Raw genomic sequence first — 19,496 nt, forward strand, 5'->3', positions numbered from 1 at the left:
CGACAGCGTCTTCGCATGGCTTCGGGTGCGAGCACACGCCAGCTCTCGAAGGCCCAGCGAGGACGTGCGCGGACGGCGAAGTCGTGTGGTCCTGACGCCCGGGGTCTGTGCGTCAAGTCTCGTGGTGATGTGCGCTGCCCGANCGGACGCGCACATCAGCCATCCGCGAGGCGACGGGGGCAATAGTGCATCGCTCCCCGGGGAGAGCACGAAGGACACCGTTAAAACCATTCGCGCAGGGAAGGCCGGGCGATCCGGCGAAACCTGTGGTCCACCCCGTGTGCATCTTTTGTGGCGCACGGACCTGCGGGTGCCAGCCGGCGCCCGGCCTTCCCTGCGCCCTTGTCTCGACAAGGGCAACGCGACGAAGCAACGCTCGGGCGGAATGCGCCGCGAGAGCGCGGAGGCGTGTCTTGCGGTATGGGAGCGAGTTGTGGCCGCGAGCTTAATTTTATGACCGTCACCCTGAGGTGTGAGCAGCGCGGTGCGAATGCACCGCGAGGCGAGCCTCGAAGGGCGACGGCCCGGCTGCATCTCGGCCCTTCATCCTTCGAGGCTCCCTGCACGGCGCTGCGCACCGCGCAGCTCGCACCTCAGGATGACGGGACGAATACTGCAGCCCCCAAGATTATCCGCCCCACGGAATCCCCCCGCGTCCCGCATGATCGCCCCGCCCTCACCGCACGCCGGCGCAATAGACTTTTGCCGACCCGGGCGGCATCCTGCCGTCATCAACCAATAACAGGGCCTGCCGCGCAGGCGGGGAAACGCATCATGTTGCAGACACGGTTCACCAAACTCGTCGGCGTCCAGCACCCGATTGTCCAGGGCGGCATGCAATGGGTCGGGCGCGCCGAGCTGGTCGCGGCCGTCGCGAACGCCGGCGCGCTCGGCTTCATCACCGCGCTGACCCAGCCGACGCCGGAGGACCTGACCAAGGAGATCGCGCGCTGCCGCGACCTCACCGACAAGCCGTTCGGCGTCAATCTCACCATCCTGCCCGCGATCAAGCCGCCGCCCTACGCCGAATATCGCTCCGCCATCATCGAGGCCGGCATCACGGTGGTCGAGACCGCCGGCAACAAGCCGCAGGAGCATGTCGACGAGTTCAGGAAGCACGGTGTCAAGGTCGTGCACAAGTGCACCAGCGTCCGCCACGCGCTCTCGGCCGAGCGCATGGGCGTCGACGCCATCTCGATCGACGGGTTCGAATGCGCCGGCCACCCCGGCGAGGACGACACGCCCGGCCTGATCCTGATCCCGGCCGCCGCCAACAAGATCAAGATCCCGATGATCGCCTCGGGCGGCTTCGCCGACGCGCGCGGCCTCGTCGCGGCGCTGGCGCTCGGCGCCGAGGGCATCAACATGGGCACCCGCTTCATGGCCACCAGGGAGAGCCCGATCCACCAATCCATCAAGGAGAAGATCGTCGCCAATGACGAGCGCGAGACCGAGCTGATCTTCCGCACCATGCGCAACACTTCGCGCGTCGCCAGGAACGCCGTCTCGACCAAGGTCGTCGCCATGGAGAAGGAAGGCGCCAAGTTCGAGGACATCCGCGAGCTCGTTGCCGGTGCCCGCGGCAAGATGGTCTATGCCACCGGCAACTCCGACGAAGGCATCTGGTCGGCCGGCCAGGTCCAGGGCCTGATCCAGGACATCCCGAGCTGCGCCGAGCTCATCTCCCGCATCGTGCGCGAAGCGGAAGCCATCATCCGAAGCCGGCTCGAGGGCATGATCACGCGCCCCGCGGCGCAGGCGGCCGAATGATCGCGATCTGATTTGAGCGCGGCGCTCGCCACGCCGAAGGTATGCTCCCTCGCCCCGCAAGCGGGGAGAGGCGAAGAGTCCTACGTCCGGTTAAACCAGTTCCTCAAACGCCATCGAGTAATTCATGAAAGCTTACGTCTACAGCCCTGAGGGCGCTCGAATTTCCGACGTCGCTCAACCAAAGCCTAAAGGCACACAGGTGCTGGTCCGCGTCCGCGCCTGCGGGCTGAACCGCGCCGACACCGGCATGCGCAAGGGTCACGCCCATGGTGCGGCCGGCGGGGTCGGCACCGTGCTCGGCATGGAATGGGCCGGCGAGGTCGCCGAGCTCGGACCGGATGCCAAGGGCGTGAAGGTCGGCGACCGCATCATGGGCTCGGGCGGTGCGGCCTTCGCGGAATACACACTGGCCGATCACGGCCGGCTGTTCCGCGCGCCGTCGAACATGAATTTCGAGGAGGCCGCCACCCTGCCCGTCGCGCTCGCGACCATGCACAACGCGGTCGTCACCGTCGGCGGCGTGCAGGCGGGCCAGAGCGTGCTGATCCAGGGCGCCAGCTCCGGCGTCGGCCTGATGGCGATGCAGATCGCCAAGCTCAAGGGCGCAAGGCTGGTGATCGGCTCGTCGACCGATGCCTATCGGCGCGGCCGGCTGACGGAGTACGGCGCCGACCTCGCCGTCGACTCCTCCGACCCCAAATGGGTCGAGGAGGTGCTGAAGGCGACGAGCGGCGAAGGCGTCGATCTCATCGTCGACCAGGTCTCCGGCACGGTCGCCAACCAGAACCTCGCCGCCACCAGGATCAAGGGCCGCATCGTCAATGTCGGCCGGCTCGGCGGCACCCACGCCGATTTCAACTTCGACCTGCATGCCGCACGCCGCATCGACTATGTCGGCGTCACCTTCCGCACCCGCACCGTCGAGGAGGTCCGCGAGATCTTCGAGGAGGTCCGCAAGGACATCTGGGGCGCGGTGGAATCGCGAAAGCTGCAACTGCCGATCGACAAGGTGTTTGCGTTCGCCGACATCGACAAGGCGTTCGAGCACATGGAGGCGAACAAGCATCTCGGCAAGATCGTCGTGACGGTGTGATCCCTGGCCGGGCGACGAGCGCCCGGTCCCGTAGGGTGGGCAAAGGCGCGCAGCGCCGTGCCCACCATTCTTCCACACTCGCTGACCCATGGTGGGCACGCTTCGCTTTGCCCACCCTACGAGATTGAGCAAGCGGCATCGGCGAGCATTCAATTCGGAAGCATTCGCAATAGCTTCGCTCCTGCAACTCACTTGCGACTACAGCTGTGGATCATCGCTTGATGTTCAGCCCTAGGCTGCTAAATCCCCGGCCATGAGCGCACAGCACAGCAAGACCTCGGTCGCGGCCATCTCGATCTTCGCCAGCGGCGGCATGGCGGCGGCCAAGTTCGTGGTCGGCGTGGCCATCGGCTCGCTCGCGCTGATCTCGGAAGCGCTGCACTCCTCGGTCGACCTGATCGCGACCATCATCACCTGGGCGGTGGTGCGGGTGTCCGACAAGCCGGCCGACGACGAGCACCATTACGGCCACGGCAAGCTGGAGAGCATCTCCGCGCTCGGCGTCACCGCCCTGCTCTACGTGCTCGCCGGCGGCATCCTGGTCGAGTCCTACAGCCGGCTGCGCGAGGGAACCCCGCCGCCGACCATTTCGGCCGTGCCGTTCGTGGTGCTGGTGATCGACATCGTCGTCAACCTGTGGCGCGCCCGCGCCCTGCACCGCGCCGCGCGGGAAACGCGCAGCCAGGCGCTCGCCGCCGACGCGCTGCATTTCGCCTCCGACGTCATGGGCTCCTTCGCCGTGATCGTGGGCCTGATCCTCGCCGCTCTCGGCTTCTGGTGGGGCGACGCGGCGGCCGCCGCTGCGGTCGCCGTGATGATCGCCGCTCTCGGCCTGCGCATGGCCGGCTCGACCGTGCAGACGCTGGTCGACCGCGCGCCGGAGGGCGCGCAGGAGAAGGCCACGGCCGCGATCCGCAGCGTGCCCGGCGTGATCGGCGTCGAGCGGCTGCGCGTGCGCATGGTCGGCGCGACCACCTTCATCGACACCATCGCAAAGGTGCCGCGGACCTATCCGATCGACCGCGTCGAGGAGATCAAGCGCAAGGTGCAGGCCGCCGTCGACAAGGCGTTCGGCGATGCCGACCTCACCTTCACCCCGGTCCCCGTCGCGCGCGACAACGAGACCGTACGCGACCGCATCATGGTGATCGCCCGCAATTCGAGCCTCGCCGTCCACCACGTCACGGTGCACGACCTCGGCGCCAAGCTGATCGTCGGCATCGACCTCGAGGTCGACGCCGGGATGCGGCTCGACGCCGCCCATGACATCGCCAACACGTTGGAGCGGAACATCCAGGAGGAGTTCGGCGCCGACGTCGAAGTCGACGTCCATATCGAGCCTCTGGAACCGGAACTGCCGTTCGGCGTTGATGCCGCGCCGGAACGGGTGCAGACCATCGCCGCCGCGTTGGCCGAATTCGCCGGTGAGGGCGAGATCCACGACATCCACAATGTGCGCGTCCGCAACACCGATGCCGGCGAGATCGTCAACTTCCACTGCCGCGCCGCGCCGTCGATGAGCGTGATCAAGGTGCACGAGCATGTCGACGCGATCGAGCGCGCGTTGCGCCGCGCGTTCCCGAGCGTGAAGCGCGTGATCAGCCACGCCGAGCCGCCGCGCGCGTGACGCAGAATGTGCGAGGAGTCACACGTTCTCGTTTCGGACTCGCTGTGCACGTGAGTTTGCGGACTCTCGACGCGCAAACTGCGCGTTGGATAAGAATAAATTCGCGTTAACGATTCGTTGACTCTCGACAGCCCGGCAAAACTGGATTCAAATCGGTGTGATTCGGAAGCGATGTGGGGCTGCTTCCGAACTCAAGTTGCAAGCAAGTTTTCCAGGGGGCCGAAGGCATGTCGCGTGCAGACGCCGCGAACGCGTGCGTCCAATCCGATTCGATCAAAGGATTGGCGCAATCGATCGCGAAACCTGCCTATCACCGGCTGCTGATCGCGGAGCCGGCGCTGCGTCGCGCCGTGCCGACGCTCATCATCGCGTTCCTGATCACGATCTGCCTCGGCGCGTTCGTGCAGGTCGTCGACCAGACGCGCCAGAAGCGGCTGGTGCTCCGCCATGACATCTCGGCACTCGCCGATCTGCTCGCCGAGCGCATCGACCGCCTCACCTCCTCGCGGCAGGAACGGCTGAAGAACATCGAGAGCCTGCCGGCGCTGCTGCCCGACCTGATCCCGTCCTGGGGCACGGCCACGGGCCGCCACGTCATCGTCACCTCGGCCGGCGTCGACCGCCGCATCCTCGCCCGCATTCCCATCGACAGCGATTCCTCGGGCAACGACCGCCTGCTCGATTCCATCACCACGGCGCAGCTGCTCGCGGCGCCGCCGCGCGACGGCGACATCTCCGACATGACGCTGCCGAACGGCAACGCCGCGATGGCGACATCGCGGCAGATCAAGTCGCTGCCCGGCTTCGTCACCGTGATCCAGGAGCGCAACGAGCCGATCTGGGGCTCGGACGCCGCGCTCTCGGTGACGCTGTCGGCCACCACCGGCTTCGTCGTCCTGATCCTCGGCTTCGCCTTCCACTGGCAGTCGACCCGCGCCCGCGAGGGCGATCTCATCAACGACGCGGTGCGCGGCCGCATCGATACCGCGCTCAACCGCGGCCGCTGCGGCCTTTGGGACTGGGACCTGTCGCGCGGCCGGATCTTCTGGTCGCAGTCGATGTTCTCGATGCTCGGCCTGGACGGCCGTAACGAGCTCCTCACCTTCGGCGAGGTCAACGCGCTGGTGAAGTCGGACGACATCGACCTGTTCGAGATCGCCGACCAGCTCATCTCCGAGAAGATCGACCACATCGACCAGACCTTCCGCATGCAGCATGTCGACGGCCACTGGATCTGGCTCCGCGTCCGCTGCGAGAAGACAAGCGGCGCGACCGACTCCAGCGTTCACCTGATCGGAATCGCCGTCGACATCACCGAGCAGAAGAGCCTCGCCGAGCGGACGGTGGAAGCCGATTTGCGCCTGCGCGACGCCATCGAGACCATTCCGGAGGCCTTCGTGCTGTGGGACGCGAGCGATCGCCTCGTGCTCTGCAACTCGCACTTCCAGCGCCTGCACAAACTGCCCGACAGCGCCGTCATTCCCGGCACCTCGTACGAGACCGTGCTCGAGGTCGGCCGCATGCCGGAGGTGCGCACCCGCCACAACGAGACGGCGAGCCAGGGCCCGGGCGCGCGCACCTTCGAGGCGCAGCTCGACGACGGCAGCTGGCTGCACATCAGCGAGCGCCGCACCAAGGACGGCGGCTACGTCTCGGTCGGCACCGACATCACCCGCATCAAGGAGCACGAGCAGAAGCTCGTCGACAACGATCTGCGCCTGCGCGCCACCGTCATCGACCTGAAGCGCTCGCAGGCCGCGCTCGAACGCCAGACCAACGAACTTGCGGATCTCGCGGAAAAGTACCAGCGCGAGAAGACCCGCGCCGAGGAAGCCAACCAGACCAAGTCGAAATTCCTCGCCAATATGAGCCACGAGCTGCGCACGCCGCTCAACGCCATCATCGGCTTCTCCGAGATCATGGGCTCGGGCCTGTTCGGCGAGCTCGGCAGCGAGAAGTACCAGGAATACTGCCAGGACATCCTGACCAGCGGCCACTACCTCCTCGAAGTCATCAACGACATCCTCGACATGTCCAAGATCGAGGCCGGCCGCATGAAGCTCGACATGGAAGAGCTCGATCTTGCGCGGACGCTCGCGGAATCCCTGCGCGTCGTCTCCGGCCGCGCGCAGGACAAGCAGCTGACGCTCGATGCCGACATCGCGAAATCGATTTCCGTCGTCGCCGACCGCCGCGCCACCAAGCAGATCATCGTCAACCTGCTGTCGAACGCGGTGAAATTCACGCCCGACGGCGGCCGCATCGTGGTGCGCAGCCGGGAGCTCGACGACCGGATCGTGCTGATGATCGCCGACACCGGCATCGGGATCGCACCGCACTCCCTGGCGCGGCTCGGACGCCCGTTCGAACAGGTCGAGAGCCAGCTCACGAAGACCTATCACGGCTCGGGGCTGGGCCTCGCCATCGCCCGCTCGCTGGCGCAGCTCCACGGCGGCTCGATGCGGCTGCGCTCGAAGATCGATGTCGGCACCGTCGTCCGCGTGACGCTGCCGCGCGACGCAATCAAGGCGGCGTCCGGGATATCGGCCGCGGCCTAGCACACGGCGGGAAGTTCGCCTGCGGCCATCCTTCGAGACGCCCGCCTCCGGCGGGCCCTCAGGATGAGGGCCGAATACGCGGCAGCAGTTTCAACGAACACCGATGCAACGGAGCCTCATCCTGAGGAGCCCGCGAAGCGGGCGTCTCGAAGGACGAGGCGCTTGCTCGGGCCCTCCAGCTCTGGCCCCTACAATTGCAGCGTCGGCGCGACTTCACGCGCGACATTGACCAGCGCTGCGATCAGCGGCGTCATCGGATCGCGCTGCGGGATCACCATCCCGATGCTGTAATTGACCTCGGGGTCGACGATCGGGATCGAGCGCACGGTATCGGACAGGCCGAGCGTCTCGGCGAGCTTGGCCGGCATCACGCTCGCCCAGCGTCCCGTCTTCACATGCGTGAACAGCACGAGCAGCGAGTTCGAGGTCAGCGTCGGCGTCGCCTCCGCGCCGACCGAGCGCAGCGCGCGGTCGATGATGCGGCGGTTCTGCATGTCGGGCGTGAGCAGGCACAACGGCACCTGCCCGACCTCGGTCCAGGTTACCGTCTCGCGATCACCGAACATCGCATCCGGCGCGGTGAGGAGACGATAGCTCTCGTTGTAGAGCGGAATGGTGCGCACCTTCCCGATCGGCTCGTTCTCGATATAGGTCAGCCCCGCGTCCACCTCGAGATTTTCGAGCAGGCCCAGCACCTCCGATGAAGTCGTGGACTGGATGCGGAAGCGCACCTCGGGATGCCTGGCCCGGAACGGCGTCGTCAGCGCGGCCACCATGCCGAGCACGGTCGGGATCGCCGCGATGCGGATCTCGCCCGAGAGCTTCTCCTTCAGCGAGTTGATCTCCTGGCGCATCGCGCGGGCATCGCCCACGATCCGCCGCGCCCAGTCCAGCGCCCGCTCGCCTTCCGGCGTAAAACCCTGGAAGCGGGATCCGCGCTGGACCAGCATCACGCCGAGGATCTCCTCGAGCTGCTTGAGCCCGGTCGACATCGTCGGCTGGGTGACCCCGCAGGCTTCCGCCGCGCGTCCGAAATGCCGTTCCTTCGCCAGCGCCAGCAGCAGTTCAAGCTTGTCGATCAACCGGACGCCCCCTCGAATTCTGTCGTGGCATGCAAGCTAGCACGGCCGGTCCCTGCCAACACGGAAAAACCGGCACGCAGAACGCGATTAATTGCGTTTCCGTATCAGTCGATTGCATCCGCCAATCGATCTGAATTCGCAATCGCAGCATGAGACAGCTTTATTGATCTTCGAATGATTCCAAATAGTTTGCGATGCAGGAACGCTCAATTTGAGAACGAAGAATGACAGCGGTTTACGAGCCTTGTTACGAGCCTTGGAACGAGACGCGCGGCGCCGAGATCATCGCCGAACATGCAAGGCAGGAGGGCGCGACGCTGGTCATTCTGCACGCCCTTCAAGAGGCGTTCGGCTATGTGCCGGAGGCGGCCATTCCGATGGTCGCGCAGGCGCTCAATCTGTCGCGCGCCGAGGTGCATGGCGTGTTCACGTTCTATCATGATTTCAGGCACAAGCCGGCCGGCCGCCACGTGCTGAAGCTTTGCCGCGCCGAGGCCTGCCAGGCTGCGGGTGGCGATGCGCTGGCGGCGCGTGCCGAGGCCAGGCTCGGTGTGTCGCTCGGCAACACGACGGCCGATGACCGCGTCACGCTGGAGCCGATCTACTGCCTCGGCCTGTGCGCGACTGCGCCGTCGGCGATGCTCGACGGCCGCCTCGTCGGCCGGCTCGACGAGAAGCGCCTCGATGCGCTGGTTGCGGAGGCGCAGCGATGAGCATGCGTCTCTTCGTCTCACGCGATGCGGGTGCGGTCGCCGTCGGTGCCGATGAGGTTGCACTGGCGCTGGAACAGGCCGCGGCCAAGCGCGGCGTCGCCGTCGAGATTATCAGGACCGGCTCGCGCGGCATGTACTGGCTGGAGCCGCTGGTCGAGGTCGCGACGCCGCAGGGCCGGATCGCGTTCGGCCCGGTCACCGGGGCCGATGTACCCTCCCTGCTCGACGCGCTCGCCGGCAATACGCCGCATCTGCTGCGGTTAGGGGCGACCGAGGAGATTCCCTGGCTGAAGCGCCAGACCCGCCTCACCTTCGCCCGCTGCGGCGTGATCGATCCGCGCTCGCTCGACGATTACCGCGCCCATGGCGGCTACAAGGGCCTGGAGCGCGCGCTGTCGCTCGGCTCGGACGCGATCCTCGCGGAGGTCACCGCATCGGGCCTGCGCGGCCGCGGCGGCGCTGGCTTTCCGACCGGCATCAAGTGGAAGACGGTTGCCCAGGCCAAGGCCGACCGCAAGTTCATCGTCTGCAACGCCGACGAAGGCGACAGCGGGACCTTCGCCGACCGCATGATCATGGAAGGCGATCCCTTCCTGGTGATCGAGGGCATGACCACCGCCGGCATCACCGTCGGCGCAACCAGGGGCTACATCTACATCCGCAGCGAATATCCGCACGCGGTCGAGGCGATGAACGCGGCCATCAAGGCTGCGAAGCGCGGCGGCTATCTCGGCGACAAGATCGGCGGCTCGACCACCAGCTTCGACCTTGAAGTCCGCGTCGGCGCCGGCGCCTATGTCTGCGGCGAGGAAACGTCGCTGCTGGAGAGCCTCGAAGGCCGCCGCGGCATCGTACGCGCCAAGCCGCCGCTGCCGGCCCATCACGGCCTGTTCGGCAAGCCGACCGTGATCAACAACGTGCTGTCGTTCGCGGCGATCCCCTTCATCCTCGCCGAAGGCGCCAAGGCCTATGCCGATTTCGGCATGGGCCGCTCGCGCGGCACGATGCCGATCCAGCTCGCCGGCAATATCCGCTATGGCGGCCTGTATGAGACCGCGTTCGGCGTGACGCTGGGCGAGCTTGTCGACGACATCGGCGGCGGCACGTTCACGGGCCGCCCGGTCCGTGCGGTGCAGGTCGGCGGGCCCCTTGGCGCCTATTTCCCCCGCGCCCTGTTCGACACCCCGTTCGACTACGAGGCCTTCGCCGCGCGTGACGGGCTGATCGGCCATGGCGGCATCGTCGTGTTCGACGACAGCGTCGACATGCGCAGGCAGGCGCGCTTCGCGATGGAATTCTGCGCCGTCGAATCCTGCGGCAAGTGCACGCCCTGCCGCATCGGCTCGACCCGCGGCGTCGAAACCATCGAGAAGATCATCAACGGCGAGCGCGTCAGCGAAAACCTCGCGCTCGTCGAAGACCTCTGCAACACCATGAAATTCGGCTCGCTCTGCGCGCTCGGCGGCTTCACGCCTTACCCGGTGCTCAGCGCATTGAAGCACTTCCGGGAGGATTTCGTCCCGGCGCCGACCACGCTTCAGGCCGCGGAATAGGAGAACGACAATGTCTCTGATCGAAGAAATCGACTTCGGCACGCCGCGCGCCAAATCGGAAACGATGGTGACGCTGACCATCGACGGCAAGGAGATCTCGGTGCCCGAGGGCACCTCGATCATGCGCGCGGCGATGGAGGCCGGCCACCAGATCCCGAAGCTCTGCGCGACCGACATGGTCGATGCATTCGGCTCATGCCGCCTCTGCCTCGTCGAGATCGAGGGCCGCGCCGGCACGCCGGCCTCCTGCACCACGCCGGTGATGCCGGGCCTCGTCGTCCACACCCAGACCGACCGGCTGAAGAAGCTGCGCAAGGGCGTGATGGAGCTCTACATCTCCGACCATCCGCTCGATTGCCTCACCTGCGGCGCCAACGGCGATTGCGAATTGCAGGACATGGCCGGCGCCGTCGGCCTGCGCGACGTGCGCTACGGCTATGAGGGTGAGAACCACATCTTCGCCAAGACGGATGGCTGCACCAACGACAACTGGATGCCGAAGGACGAGTCCAACCCCTACTTCACCTACGATCCCTCCAAGTGCATCGTCTGCTCGCGCTGCGTCCGCGCCTGCGAGGAAGTGCAAGGCACCTTCGCGCTGACCATCTCCGGCCGCGGCTTCGACAGCCGCGTCTCGCCCGGCATGAGCGAAAGCTTTCTCGGCTCCGAATGCGTCTCCTGCGGCGCCTGCGTGCAGGCCTGCCCGACCGCGACACTGACGGAGAAGTCGGTGATCGAGATCGGACAGCCCGAACATTCGGTCGTGACCACCTGCGCCTATTGCGGCGTCGGCTGCGCCTTCAAGGCGGAGATGCGCGGCGAGGAAGTCGTGCGCATGGTGCCGTACAAGGACGGCAAGGCCAATCGCGGCCATTCCTGCGTCAAGGGCCGCTTCGCCTGGGGCTACACCAACCACAAGGAACGCATCCTCAAGCCGATGATCCGCGAACGGATCGAGGATCCCTGGCGCGAGGTGTCCTGGGATGAGGCGTTCTCCTTCGCCGCCGCCAGGATGCGCGGCATCCAGAAGAAGTACGGTCGCGACGCCATCGGCGGCATCACTTCGTCGCGCTGCACCAACGAAGAAACCTATCTGGTGCAGAAGCTGATCCGGGCCGGCTTCGGCAACAACAATGTCGACACCTGCGCACGCGTCTGCCATTCGCCGACCGGCTATGGCCTGTCGCAGACCTTCGGCACCTCGGCCGGCACCCAGGACTTCGACTCCGTGGAGAACACCGACGTCGCCGTCATCATCGGCGCCAATCCGGCCTCCGCCCACCCCGTCTTCGCCTCGCGCCTGAAGAAGCGGCTGCGCCAGGGCGCCAAGCTGATCGTGATCGATCCGCGCCGCACCGAGATGGTGGAATCGCCGCACGTGAAGGCGCTGCATCTGCCGCTGATGCCCGGCACCAACGTCGCGGTCGTGACCGCGCTGGCGCATGTCATCGTCACCGAGGGCCTCGTCGACGAAGCCTTCGTGCGCGAGCGCTGCGACTGGACCGAGTTCGAGGAATGGGCCGCCTTCGTCGCCCAGCCGAACAACAGCCCGGAAGCAACGGCGATCCTCACCGGCGTCGACCCCAAGGCGCTGCGCGAAGCCGCCCGCATCTATGCCACCGGCGGCAACGGGGCGATCTATTACGGCCTCGGCGTCACCGAGCACAGCCAGGGTTCGACTACGGTGATCGCGATCGCCAACCTTGCGATGGCGACCGGCAATATCGGCCGTCCCGGCGTCGGCGTGAACCCGCTACGCGGCCAGAACAACGTGCAGGGCTCCTGCGACATGGGCTCGTTCCCGCATGAGCTGCCGGGCTACCGCCACATCTCGGGCGATGCCGTGCGCGACCAGTTCGAGGCGCTCTGGAACGTCAAGCTCAACCCCGAGCCGGGCCTGCGCATCCCAAACATGTTCGATGCCGCGATCGAGGGCACGTTCATGGGCATCTATGTGCAGGGCGAGGACATCCTCCAGTCCGATCCCAACACCAAGCACGTCGTGGCGGCGCTGTCGTCGATGGAATGCGTCATCGTTCACGACCTCTTCCTGAACGAGACTGCGAACTACGCCCACGTCTTCCTGCCCGGCTCGAGCTTCCTCGAGAAGGACGGCACCTTCACCAACGCCGAGCGCCGCATCCAGCGCGTGCGCAAGGTGATGACGCCGAAGAACGGCATGGCCGACTGGGAGGTCACCATCGGCCTTGCCAAGGCGATGGGCTTCGAGATGAACTACGGCCACCCGTCCGAGATCATGGACGAGATCGCGGCGCTGACGCCGACCTTCACCGGCGTCTCCTACGCCAAGCTCGACGAGCTCGGCTCGGTGCAGTGGCCGTGCAACGAGAAGGCGCCCGAGGGCACGCCGGTGATGCATATCGACGGCTTCGTCCGCGGCAAGGGCAAGTTCATCGTCACCGAATATGTCGCGACCGACGAGCGGACCGGCCCGCGCTTCCCGCTGCTGCTCACGACGGGGCGCATCCTCAGCCAGTACAATGTCGGCGCGCAGACCCGACGCACCGAGAACGTGGTCTGGCATGCCGAGGATCGGCTGGAGATCCACCCGCACGATGCCGAGCAGCGCGGCGTGCGCGACGGCGACTGGGTACGGTTGAAGAGCCGCGCCGGCGAGACCACGTTGCGCGCGGAGATCACCGATCGCGTCGCGCCGGGCGTCGTCTACACCACCTTCCACCACCCGGACACGCAGGCCAACGTCATCACGACGGAGTATTCGGACTGGGCCACCAACTGTCCCGAATACAAGGTCACGGCGGTGCAGATTTCGCCGTCGAACGGCCCGTCCGACTGGCAGAAGTCCTATGATGCGCAGGCGCGGCACTCCCGCCGCATCGCGCCTGCCGAAGCTGCGGAGTAACCGCATGCACGTGCCGGTTCAGGCTATCGACCGCGAGATCTGGCGCGACGGCGCGGCGTCCGAAGGGACGCGGCTGATCCCGGAGGAGACGCCGCTGGCGCTGACTTATAATGGCGGCACCTATGGCGTCATGATGGGGACGCCGCAGAACCTCGAAGACTTCGCCGTCGGCTTCAGCCTCAGCGAAGGCATCGTCGGATCGGTCGACGACATCCGCTCGCTCGAAATCGTCCGCCTCGACGACGGCATCGAGTTGCGCATGTGGCTTGCGCCGGACGAGGCCGCGCGCATCAGCGAACGGCGGCGTCATATCGCCGGCCCGACCGGCTGCGGCATCTGCGGCATCGAGTCCATTGCCGAAGCCGTGCGGCCTGCGGCCGTCGTGCCGCAGGGGCAGACCTTCACGCCCGAGCAGATCATGACGGCGATGCAGGCCATCGCGCCGCTCCAATCGATCAACATGCAAACTCGCGCCGTTCACGCCGCCGCGTTCTGGTCTCCTTCCGGCAACATCGCCGCGCTGCGCGAGGATGTCGGCCGCCACAACGCGCTGGACAAGCTCGCAGGTGCGCTGGCGCGCAGCCGGACGGATGCGCGCGGCGGCATGGTGCTGCTGACGAGCCGCGTCTCGGTCGAGATGGTGCAGAAGACCGCCGCGATCGGCGCGCCGCTGATGGTCGCGGTCTCCGCGCCGACCGCGCTCGCGGTCCGCACGGCGGAAGCCGCCGGCATCACGCTGATCGCCATTGCCCGGCAAGACGGGTTCGAAGTGTTTACGCATGGCGGCCGCATCGTCGCCTGCCATGCCACGGAGGTTGCCGATGTCGCCTGACCGCCTGATCTACATGGCCAACCAGATCGGCACGTTCTTCCGCAGCCAGGGCCACGACAAGGCCGTGCCGGGAATCGCCGAGCACATCAAGAAATTCTGGGATCCCCGGATGAAACGCGCGATCTTCGCCCATCTCGACGCCGGCGGCGCGGGCCTTGAGCCTGATGTCCGCGAGGCCATCACCTCGCTGAAGCCGGCGACGTCCCTTCCAGCAGCGCCCTGAACACGCGCCGCACCTCGCTCTGCGTCTCCTTCACACGCGCCTCCAGCGACGAGAAATCCGGCGCATCGCCGGCTCGCGCCATCACGCGCTGGAGATCGGTGCCGGCGGTTTCCGGCTTGAAGCCGTCGCTGACGCAGAGCCGCAGGATCTGCGTCAGGTCGTGATAGAGCCGCGCTGCGGCACGCAGGATCTCGGCCTCCGACTGCGGCAGCACGCCGAGCCTGGCCGCATTGTCCAGCACCTGAAGCGTGCTGACGTCGAGGATATCCGGCTTGTGATGGGCATGCACGAGCTGGAGATATTGCGCGATGAAGTCGATGTCGATCATGCCGCCGGCGGCGTATTTGAGATCCCAATAATCGGTCTCGCCCTTCTCCTGGCCGATCGCGCGCCGCATGTCGGCGACGTCGTTGGCGATCGTGGCAGGGTCGCGGCGGCGGGTCAGGACATCGCGGATGACGCGCGCGATCCGGTCGCCGAATTCAGGCGAAGCCGACACCACGCGGGCACGCGTCAGCGCCATGTGCTCCCAGGTCCAGGCCTCGTTGGCCTGGTAATCCGCGAAGGAGGCAAGGCTCGAGGCCACCGGGCCGGCGCGCCCTGACGGGCGCAGCCGCATGTCGATCTCATACAGCACGCCGTAATTGGTACGCGTCGTGAAGGCGCTGATCAGGCGCTGGGTGAAGCGGGCGAAATAATGCGCGCCTTGAAGCGACTTCGGCCCATCCGAGTCCGGATTCTCGCTGTCGAAATCGTACAGCAGGATCAGGTCGAGATCGGACGAGGCGGTCATCTCGCGGCTGCCGAGCCGGCCCATCGCGATGATCGCCGTCTCCTGCCCCTCGATCCGGCCGTGCTGGGCGGCAAAGCGATCGGCGACGAGGCCATGCACGGTGTGGACGATTCCTTCGGCGACGTCGGCAAAGGCCGTACTCGCCTGCTGCGCCGAGACCGTGCCGGAGAGGATGCGCGTGCCGATCAGGAACAGGCTCTCCTGCCCGAACAGGCGCAGGCGATCCAGGAACTCCTCATACGAGGTGGCATCCTGCACGGTGGCGGCGAGCCGCCCCGACAATTCCCGCCGGTCCGGCATCGCGCCGAAGAAGCGCGGATCGATCAGCCCGTCCATGAGCTGCGGCTGCCGCGCCAGCATCTCGCCGAGCCGCGGCGCCGCGCCCAGCACCAGCGCCACCAGCGCGACGAGATCGCGGTTCTGGCCAAGCAGCGTGATCAGCCGGCCGCCACGCTGGAGCGCCCCAAGGAAATGATCGAACGCCACGACGGCGCGGTCCGGCTCCTCGGCGTGGGCGAGGCCGTCGATCAGCGCCGGCACGAATTCGATGAAGGCGCTTCGTGTCGCCCCATTGCGGAACACGCGATAGTCGCCCGTGATCCAGTCGCGCACGGTCTGCGCCACGGCGGCGGGCTTCTTGAAGCCGAGCGTCGTCAGGTGCTGGAGCAGGCGCGGATCGTCGGGACCTGCACTGTAGTCGAGCGCCGGTAGCTTTGCCGTGCCGGTCGGATCGTCGCCCTCGAACAGCTTCTCGTAGTGCCCCTGGACGATCTCGAGCTGCCGCAACAGATCGCGGGCAAAGGCCTCGCGATCCGGATAGCCGAAGAACCGCGCAAAGCGCCCGACCGCCTCCTTGTCGTCGGGCAGCGCATGGGTCTGCTCGTCCGCGATCATCTGGAGGCGATGCTCGACCCGGCGCAGGAACTCGTACGCCCTGGTGAGCTCGTCACGCGCCGCGAGGGTGATCCATTTGCTGGCGGCAAGCACATCGAGCGCGGCGAGCGTCGGCCGCACCCGCAATTCCGGATGGCGGCCGCCGGCGATCAGCTGCTGGGTCTGCGCGAAAAACTCGATCTCGCGGATGCCGCCGCGACCGACCTTGACGTTGTGGCCTTCGACCGCGACCTCGCTCTGGCCGCGATAGGTCTGCATCTGCCGCTTCATGTCGTGCACGTCGGCAAGCGCGGCGAAATCGAGATGCTTGCGCCAGACGAAGGGGGCGATCTCGGCGAGCAGCGCCTCGCCTGCCCTGGCATCGCCGGCACAGGCGCGCGCCTTGATCATCGCGGCGCGCTCCCAGGTGCGCCCTTCCCGCTCGTAGTAATGCAGCGCGGCGTCCCGTGAGATCGCCACCTGCGTCGAGGACGGATCGGGGCGCAGCCGCAGATCGACGCGGAAGACGTAGCCGTCATAGGTGCGCTGCTGGAGAATGCGCGCCATGCCTTGCGTCACGCGGACGAAGAATGGCTGCGGCTCGATATCCGGCGCCAGCGTCGTGGCGTCAGGATCGAAGAACACGATGAGGTCGATGTCGCTGGAATAGTTCAGCTCGCCTGCACCCATCTTGCCCATCGCGAGCACGATCAGGCCGCTGCCCTCTTCCGGTGCCTCGGGATTGGGCGGGAAAAGTTTCCCACGTGCGGCTTCCTGCCGCAGCAGGTACTGAAGCGCCGCCTGCACGGAGGAGACCGCGACATCGGTCAGCGCCGCCGTCACCCGCATCACCGGCCAGACTCCGCCGATGTCGCACAGCGCGGTCAGAAGCGCCGCCTCCGCCTTCATGCGGCGAAGCAGCCGCATCACCTCGGCCTCGTCAGGTGCCGCGAGCACCGCGCCTCTCGCCTCCGCGATCAGTGCGGCGAGATGAAGATCCGGATCGCATTCGAGCAGCCGGATAAGGCGCAGCGGATCGGCGCGCACCAGATCGAACAGATAGGGCGAGAATTCCGCGATGCCGGCGAGGATATTCCGGGCGAAGGGATGAACCAGCAGCGCTTCGAGACGAGCCGATTGTGCCGGCTCGAGCGCGGCCAGCCAGTCTTCGAAACGTCGTTCGTCGGTTGTGGAAGCGGCAATATGGGGAGCCTCCACGAAGCGCGCGGCCAGGCTCTCACCATGCTTGTCCGCGTTTCCCGGCGCGGAGTGGTTCATGCCACCTTCTGTGGCACATCCGGTATTGGAGGAGCAACCCTGTCGCCAGCGCCCACACGCGCCGGCAGCACCAGCGTGGCGACGAGGCCGGGATGGGCATCGCCCAGCCGCAATTCTCCGCCATGCAATGTGGCAACCGCGGCGGCGAGGCTGAGGCCGAGGCCGGAGCCCGGCAGCGTGCGGCTGGCCTCCAGCCGCACGAATCGTTCGACGGCGTGTTTGCGATCGGCTTCGGGAATACCGGGGCCGCGATCGGTAACGCTGAGCAGCACCTGGTCGCCCTCGCGCCTGGCCTCGATGAGGATCTGCCCCGAGTCCATGCTGACCACGGTTCCACCGGTCTGCGCGACCGGCTTGCCGTATTTGATCGCGTTCTCGACCAGATTGGCGAGCGCCTGGCTGATCAATTCGCGGTTGGCGTGAACCGGCGTCGGCTCGCATTTGACCTTCAAGGTCATGCCGTCGTCTTCAGCCAGGGGCTCGTAGAGCTCGTGGATGCCGCCTGCGACTTCGGCGGCATCGAAATCGTCCATGTTGCCGCGCGCCTGGCCGGACTCGGCGCGCGCGATCATCAGCAGCGCGTTGAAAGTGCGGATCAGCCCGTCGGATTCCTCGATGGTCCGCTCGAGCGCGGCGCGATAGTCGGCCTCGCAGCCGGATTTCGCCAACGCCTCCTCGGCGCGGTTGCGCAAGCGTGTCAGCGGCGTCTTGAGATCGTGGGCGATATTGTCGGAGACCTCCTTCAGCCCCGCCATCAGCGCCTCGATGCGCTCCAGCATGGCATTGAGGTTTTCGGCGAGGCGGTCGAGCTCGTCGCCGCTGCGCCCCACCGGCAGGCGCTCGCTGAGATCGCCGGTCATGATGCGATGCGCCGTGCCGCTCATCGCGTCGATGCGCCTCAGCACCCTGCGCGCGACGAAGACGCCGCCGCCGAGCCCGAGCACGACCACGATCAGGATCGACCATTGCGCGGCCTTGGCGACGATGCCGAACAGCCGCCGCCGCTCGGCGAGGTCGCGGCCGATCAGGAGCCGGAAGCCGTTTTCCAGTTCGGTGACGCGTACGAGCGCACGATGGTCGCGGTCATCCGCGTCCTCGATGCGCCGGTAGGCGGTTTCCGACCAGCCGCGCGTCGCCATCACACCGGGCGCGAGCGAGCCGACATTGCCGGCGATCGCCTGCCCCGTCGGCGTGGTCACGAGATAGAGGTTGGCGCCGGGTCGCAACGCCCGGGATTCGATCGCCAGGACCAGGCCACGCAAGCCGCGGCGGCCGTAGATCTCGTTGATCTCCGAGGTCTCGGCGTTCACCGTCTGCGTGATTTCCTCGGTGATCAGCCGGCGCGTATTCCAGGCGAAATAGGCCAGCAGCGAGGCTGCGAACATCGCGAACAGCAGCAGATAGACCAGCGTCAGCCGGAACGCCGTGGTGCGGACGAGTTTACCGAATGCCGTCACGGATCATGTACCCGGCGCCGCGGATCGTGTGCAGCAGCGGCCGCTCGAATCCCTTGTCGATCTTGGAGCGCAGCCGCGAAATGTGCACGTCGATCACGTTGGTCTGCGGATCGAAATGATAGTCCCAGACGTTCTCCAGCAGCATGGTGCGCGTCACCACCTGGCCGGCATGCTTCATGAGGTATTCGAGCAGACGGAATTCGCGCGGCTGAAGCGTCAACTCGTCCTTGCCGCGGGCGACGCGATGGGAGAGCCGGTCGAGCTCGAGATCGCCGACACGATAGAGCGTGTCCTCGGCCGGGCCGCCGCGGCGGCGCGACAGCACCTCGACCCGCGCCAGGAGCTCGGCGAAGGAATAGGGCTTTGGCAGGTAATCGTCGCCGCCGGCGCGCAGGCCCTTGATGCGGTCGTCGACCTGCCCGAGCGCGGAGAGAATCAGCACCGGCGCGGTGTTGCCCTTGTCGCGCAGCGCGCCGATCAGCGACAGGCCGTCGCGCTTGGGCAGCATGCGATCAACCACCAGCACGTCGTAATCGCCGCTCTCGGCCATGGCGAGGCCTTCCTCGCCGTCGGCGGCGTGGTCGGCAATGTGTCCGACTTCGCGAAATGCCTTCACGAGGTAGTCGGCGGATTCGCGGTCGTCTTCAATGATGAGGAGGCGCATCGTGCGTTCGGCGGCGGTCAAGGAGGTCACCTTCTCTAAACATGGCGCGAGCGGCAATCGCATGCAAGCCGAGTGGGAGAGTCTCGGGTCGAGAAA

At 66.7% G+C, this 19,496-nt stretch carries 13 protein-coding genes; 9 read left to right on the forward strand and 4 right to left on the reverse strand.

The genetic code is table 11. The features are described 5' to 3' along the window. The first annotated feature begins 774 nt into the window (after positions 1-774). The 4 genes from A3M7_RS0129890 (at position 775) to A3M7_RS0129905 (ending at position 7,048) form a co-directional block, all read left to right on the forward strand. The gene (locus A3M7_RS0129890) at positions 775-1,770 is read left to right on the forward strand and encodes a nitronate monooxygenase family protein (protein WP_027547224.1); all 996 of its coding nucleotides are present in this window, start codon (positions 775-777) and stop codon (positions 1,768-1,770) included. 124 nt (positions 1,771-1,894) lie between these two features. Next, positions 1,895-2,863: a zinc-binding dehydrogenase gene (locus A3M7_RS0129895; RefSeq protein ID WP_027547225.1), complete on the forward strand. Its 969-nt coding sequence runs from the start codon at positions 1,895-1,897 to the stop codon at positions 2,861-2,863. A 253-nt stretch (positions 2,864-3,116) separates the two neighbouring features. After that, positions 3,117-4,490, forward strand: coding sequence for a cation-efflux pump (locus A3M7_RS0129900; RefSeq protein WP_027547226.1), 1,374 nt, complete (start codon positions 3,117-3,119; stop codon positions 4,488-4,490). Positions 4,491-4,717: 227 nt separating this feature from the next. After that, a complete protein-coding gene (locus tag A3M7_RS0129905; protein WP_027547227.1) occupies positions 4,718-7,048 on the forward strand; it encodes a PAS domain-containing sensor histidine kinase in 2,331 nt (776 codons plus the stop codon). Positions 7,049-7,236: 188 nt separating this feature from the next. On the opposite strand, the gene A3M7_RS0129910 is transcribed toward A3M7_RS0129905, so the two are convergent. Then, on the reverse strand, positions 7,237-8,130 hold the full coding sequence (locus A3M7_RS0129910; RefSeq protein WP_027547228.1) for a LysR family transcriptional regulator: 894 nt from the start codon (positions 8,128-8,130) through the stop codon (positions 7,237-7,239). Positions 8,131-8,354: 224 nt separating this feature from the next. Between A3M7_RS0129910 and A3M7_RS0129915 the strand changes: the two genes are divergently transcribed. From A3M7_RS0129915 to A3M7_RS0129935, 5 genes are read left to right on the forward strand one after another with little or no spacing between them, the layout of a single operon-like run. Next, a complete protein-coding gene (locus A3M7_RS0129915; protein WP_027547229.1) occupies positions 8,355-8,843 on the forward strand; it encodes a formate dehydrogenase subunit gamma in 489 nt (162 codons plus the stop codon). Next, on the forward strand, positions 8,840-10,396 hold the full coding sequence (locus A3M7_RS0129920; protein ID WP_027547230.1) for an NADH-quinone oxidoreductase subunit NuoF: 1,557 nt from the start codon (positions 8,840-8,842) through the stop codon (positions 10,394-10,396). Before A3M7_RS0129915 ends, A3M7_RS0129920 begins: the two co-directional genes overlap by 4 nt. A gap of 10 nt (positions 10,397-10,406) precedes the next feature. Beyond that, a complete protein-coding gene (fdhF, locus tag A3M7_RS0129925) occupies positions 10,407-13,280 on the forward strand; it encodes a formate dehydrogenase subunit alpha (protein WP_027547231.1) in 2,874 nt (957 codons plus the stop codon). A 4-nt stretch (positions 13,281-13,284) separates the two neighbouring features. Next, positions 13,285-14,112 (forward strand): formate dehydrogenase accessory sulfurtransferase FdhD, encoded by an 828-nt coding sequence (gene fdhD, locus A3M7_RS0129930; RefSeq protein ID WP_027547232.1) that lies wholly within the window; start codon positions 13,285-13,287, stop codon positions 14,110-14,112. Further along, positions 14,102-14,335, forward strand: a complete 234-nt coding sequence (locus A3M7_RS0129935) for a formate dehydrogenase subunit delta (protein WP_027547233.1) — start codon at positions 14,102-14,104, stop codon at positions 14,333-14,335. Before fdhD ends, A3M7_RS0129935 begins: the two co-directional genes overlap by 11 nt. Here the strand turns inward: A3M7_RS0129935 and A3M7_RS0129940 are convergent. Genes A3M7_RS0129940 through A3M7_RS0129950 form a run of 3 tightly spaced genes read right to left on the reverse strand, consistent with a single transcriptional unit; the run spans position 14,292 to position 19,400 of the window. Further along, positions 14,292-17,279, reverse strand: coding sequence for a bifunctional [glutamine synthetase] adenylyltransferase/[glutamine synthetase]-adenylyl-L-tyrosine phosphorylase (locus tag A3M7_RS0129940; RefSeq protein ID WP_027547234.1), 2,988 nt, complete (start codon positions 17,277-17,279; stop codon positions 14,292-14,294). The genes A3M7_RS0129935 and A3M7_RS0129940 overlap by 44 nt on opposite strands. Then, a complete protein-coding gene (locus A3M7_RS0129945) occupies positions 17,276-18,736 on the reverse strand; it encodes an ATP-binding protein (RefSeq protein ID WP_027547235.1) in 1,461 nt (486 codons plus the stop codon). The genes A3M7_RS0129940 and A3M7_RS0129945 overlap by 4 nt, the downstream gene beginning before the upstream one ends. Further along, complete coding sequence (locus A3M7_RS0129950) at positions 18,720-19,400, reverse strand: response regulator transcription factor (RefSeq protein ID WP_035965648.1); 681 nt, start codon at positions 19,398-19,400, stop codon at positions 18,720-18,722. Before A3M7_RS0129950 ends, A3M7_RS0129945 begins: the two co-directional genes overlap by 17 nt. Positions 19,401-19,496: the final 96 nt, after the last annotated feature.

This window comes from Bradyrhizobium sp. WSM2254 (assembly GCF_000472645.1).
Classification (GTDB): domain Bacteria; phylum Pseudomonadota; class Alphaproteobacteria; order Rhizobiales; family Xanthobacteraceae; genus Bradyrhizobium; species Bradyrhizobium niftali.

Excerpts from the sequence above, each read along its gene's own strand:
- A3M7_RS0129905 (WP_027547227.1), top strand. The coding sequence starts at position 4,718 with ATGTCGCGTGCAGACGCCGCGAACGCGTGCGTCCAATCCGATTCGATC.
- A3M7_RS0129935 (WP_027547233.1), top strand. The coding sequence starts at position 14,102 with ATGTCGCCTGACCGCCTGATCTACATGGCCAACCAGATCGGCACGTTC.
- fdhF (WP_027547231.1), top strand. The coding sequence starts at position 10,407 with ATGTCTCTGATCGAAGAAATCGACTTCGGCACGCCGCGCGCCAAATCG.
- fdhD (WP_027547232.1), top strand. The coding sequence starts at position 13,285 with ATGCACGTGCCGGTTCAGGCTATCGACCGCGAGATCTGGCGCGACGGC.
- A3M7_RS0129890 (WP_027547224.1), top strand. The coding sequence starts at position 775 with ATGTTGCAGACACGGTTCACCAAACTCGTCGGCGTCCAGCACCCGATT.
- A3M7_RS0129950 (WP_035965648.1), bottom strand. The coding sequence starts at position 19,400 with ATGCGCCTCCTCATCATTGAAGACGACCGCGAATCCGCCGACTACCTC.
- A3M7_RS0129920 (WP_027547230.1), top strand. The coding sequence starts at position 8,840 with ATGAGCATGCGTCTCTTCGTCTCACGCGATGCGGGTGCGGTCGCCGTC.
- A3M7_RS0129915 (WP_027547229.1), top strand. The coding sequence starts at position 8,355 with ATGACAGCGGTTTACGAGCCTTGTTACGAGCCTTGGAACGAGACGCGC.
- A3M7_RS0129895 (WP_027547225.1), top strand. The coding sequence starts at position 1,895 with ATGAAAGCTTACGTCTACAGCCCTGAGGGCGCTCGAATTTCCGACGTC.
- A3M7_RS0129900 (WP_027547226.1), top strand. The coding sequence starts at position 3,117 with ATGAGCGCACAGCACAGCAAGACCTCGGTCGCGGCCATCTCGATCTTC.
- A3M7_RS0129940 (WP_027547234.1), bottom strand. The coding sequence starts at position 17,279 with ATGAACCACTCCGCGCCGGGAAACGCGGACAAGCATGGTGAGAGCCTG.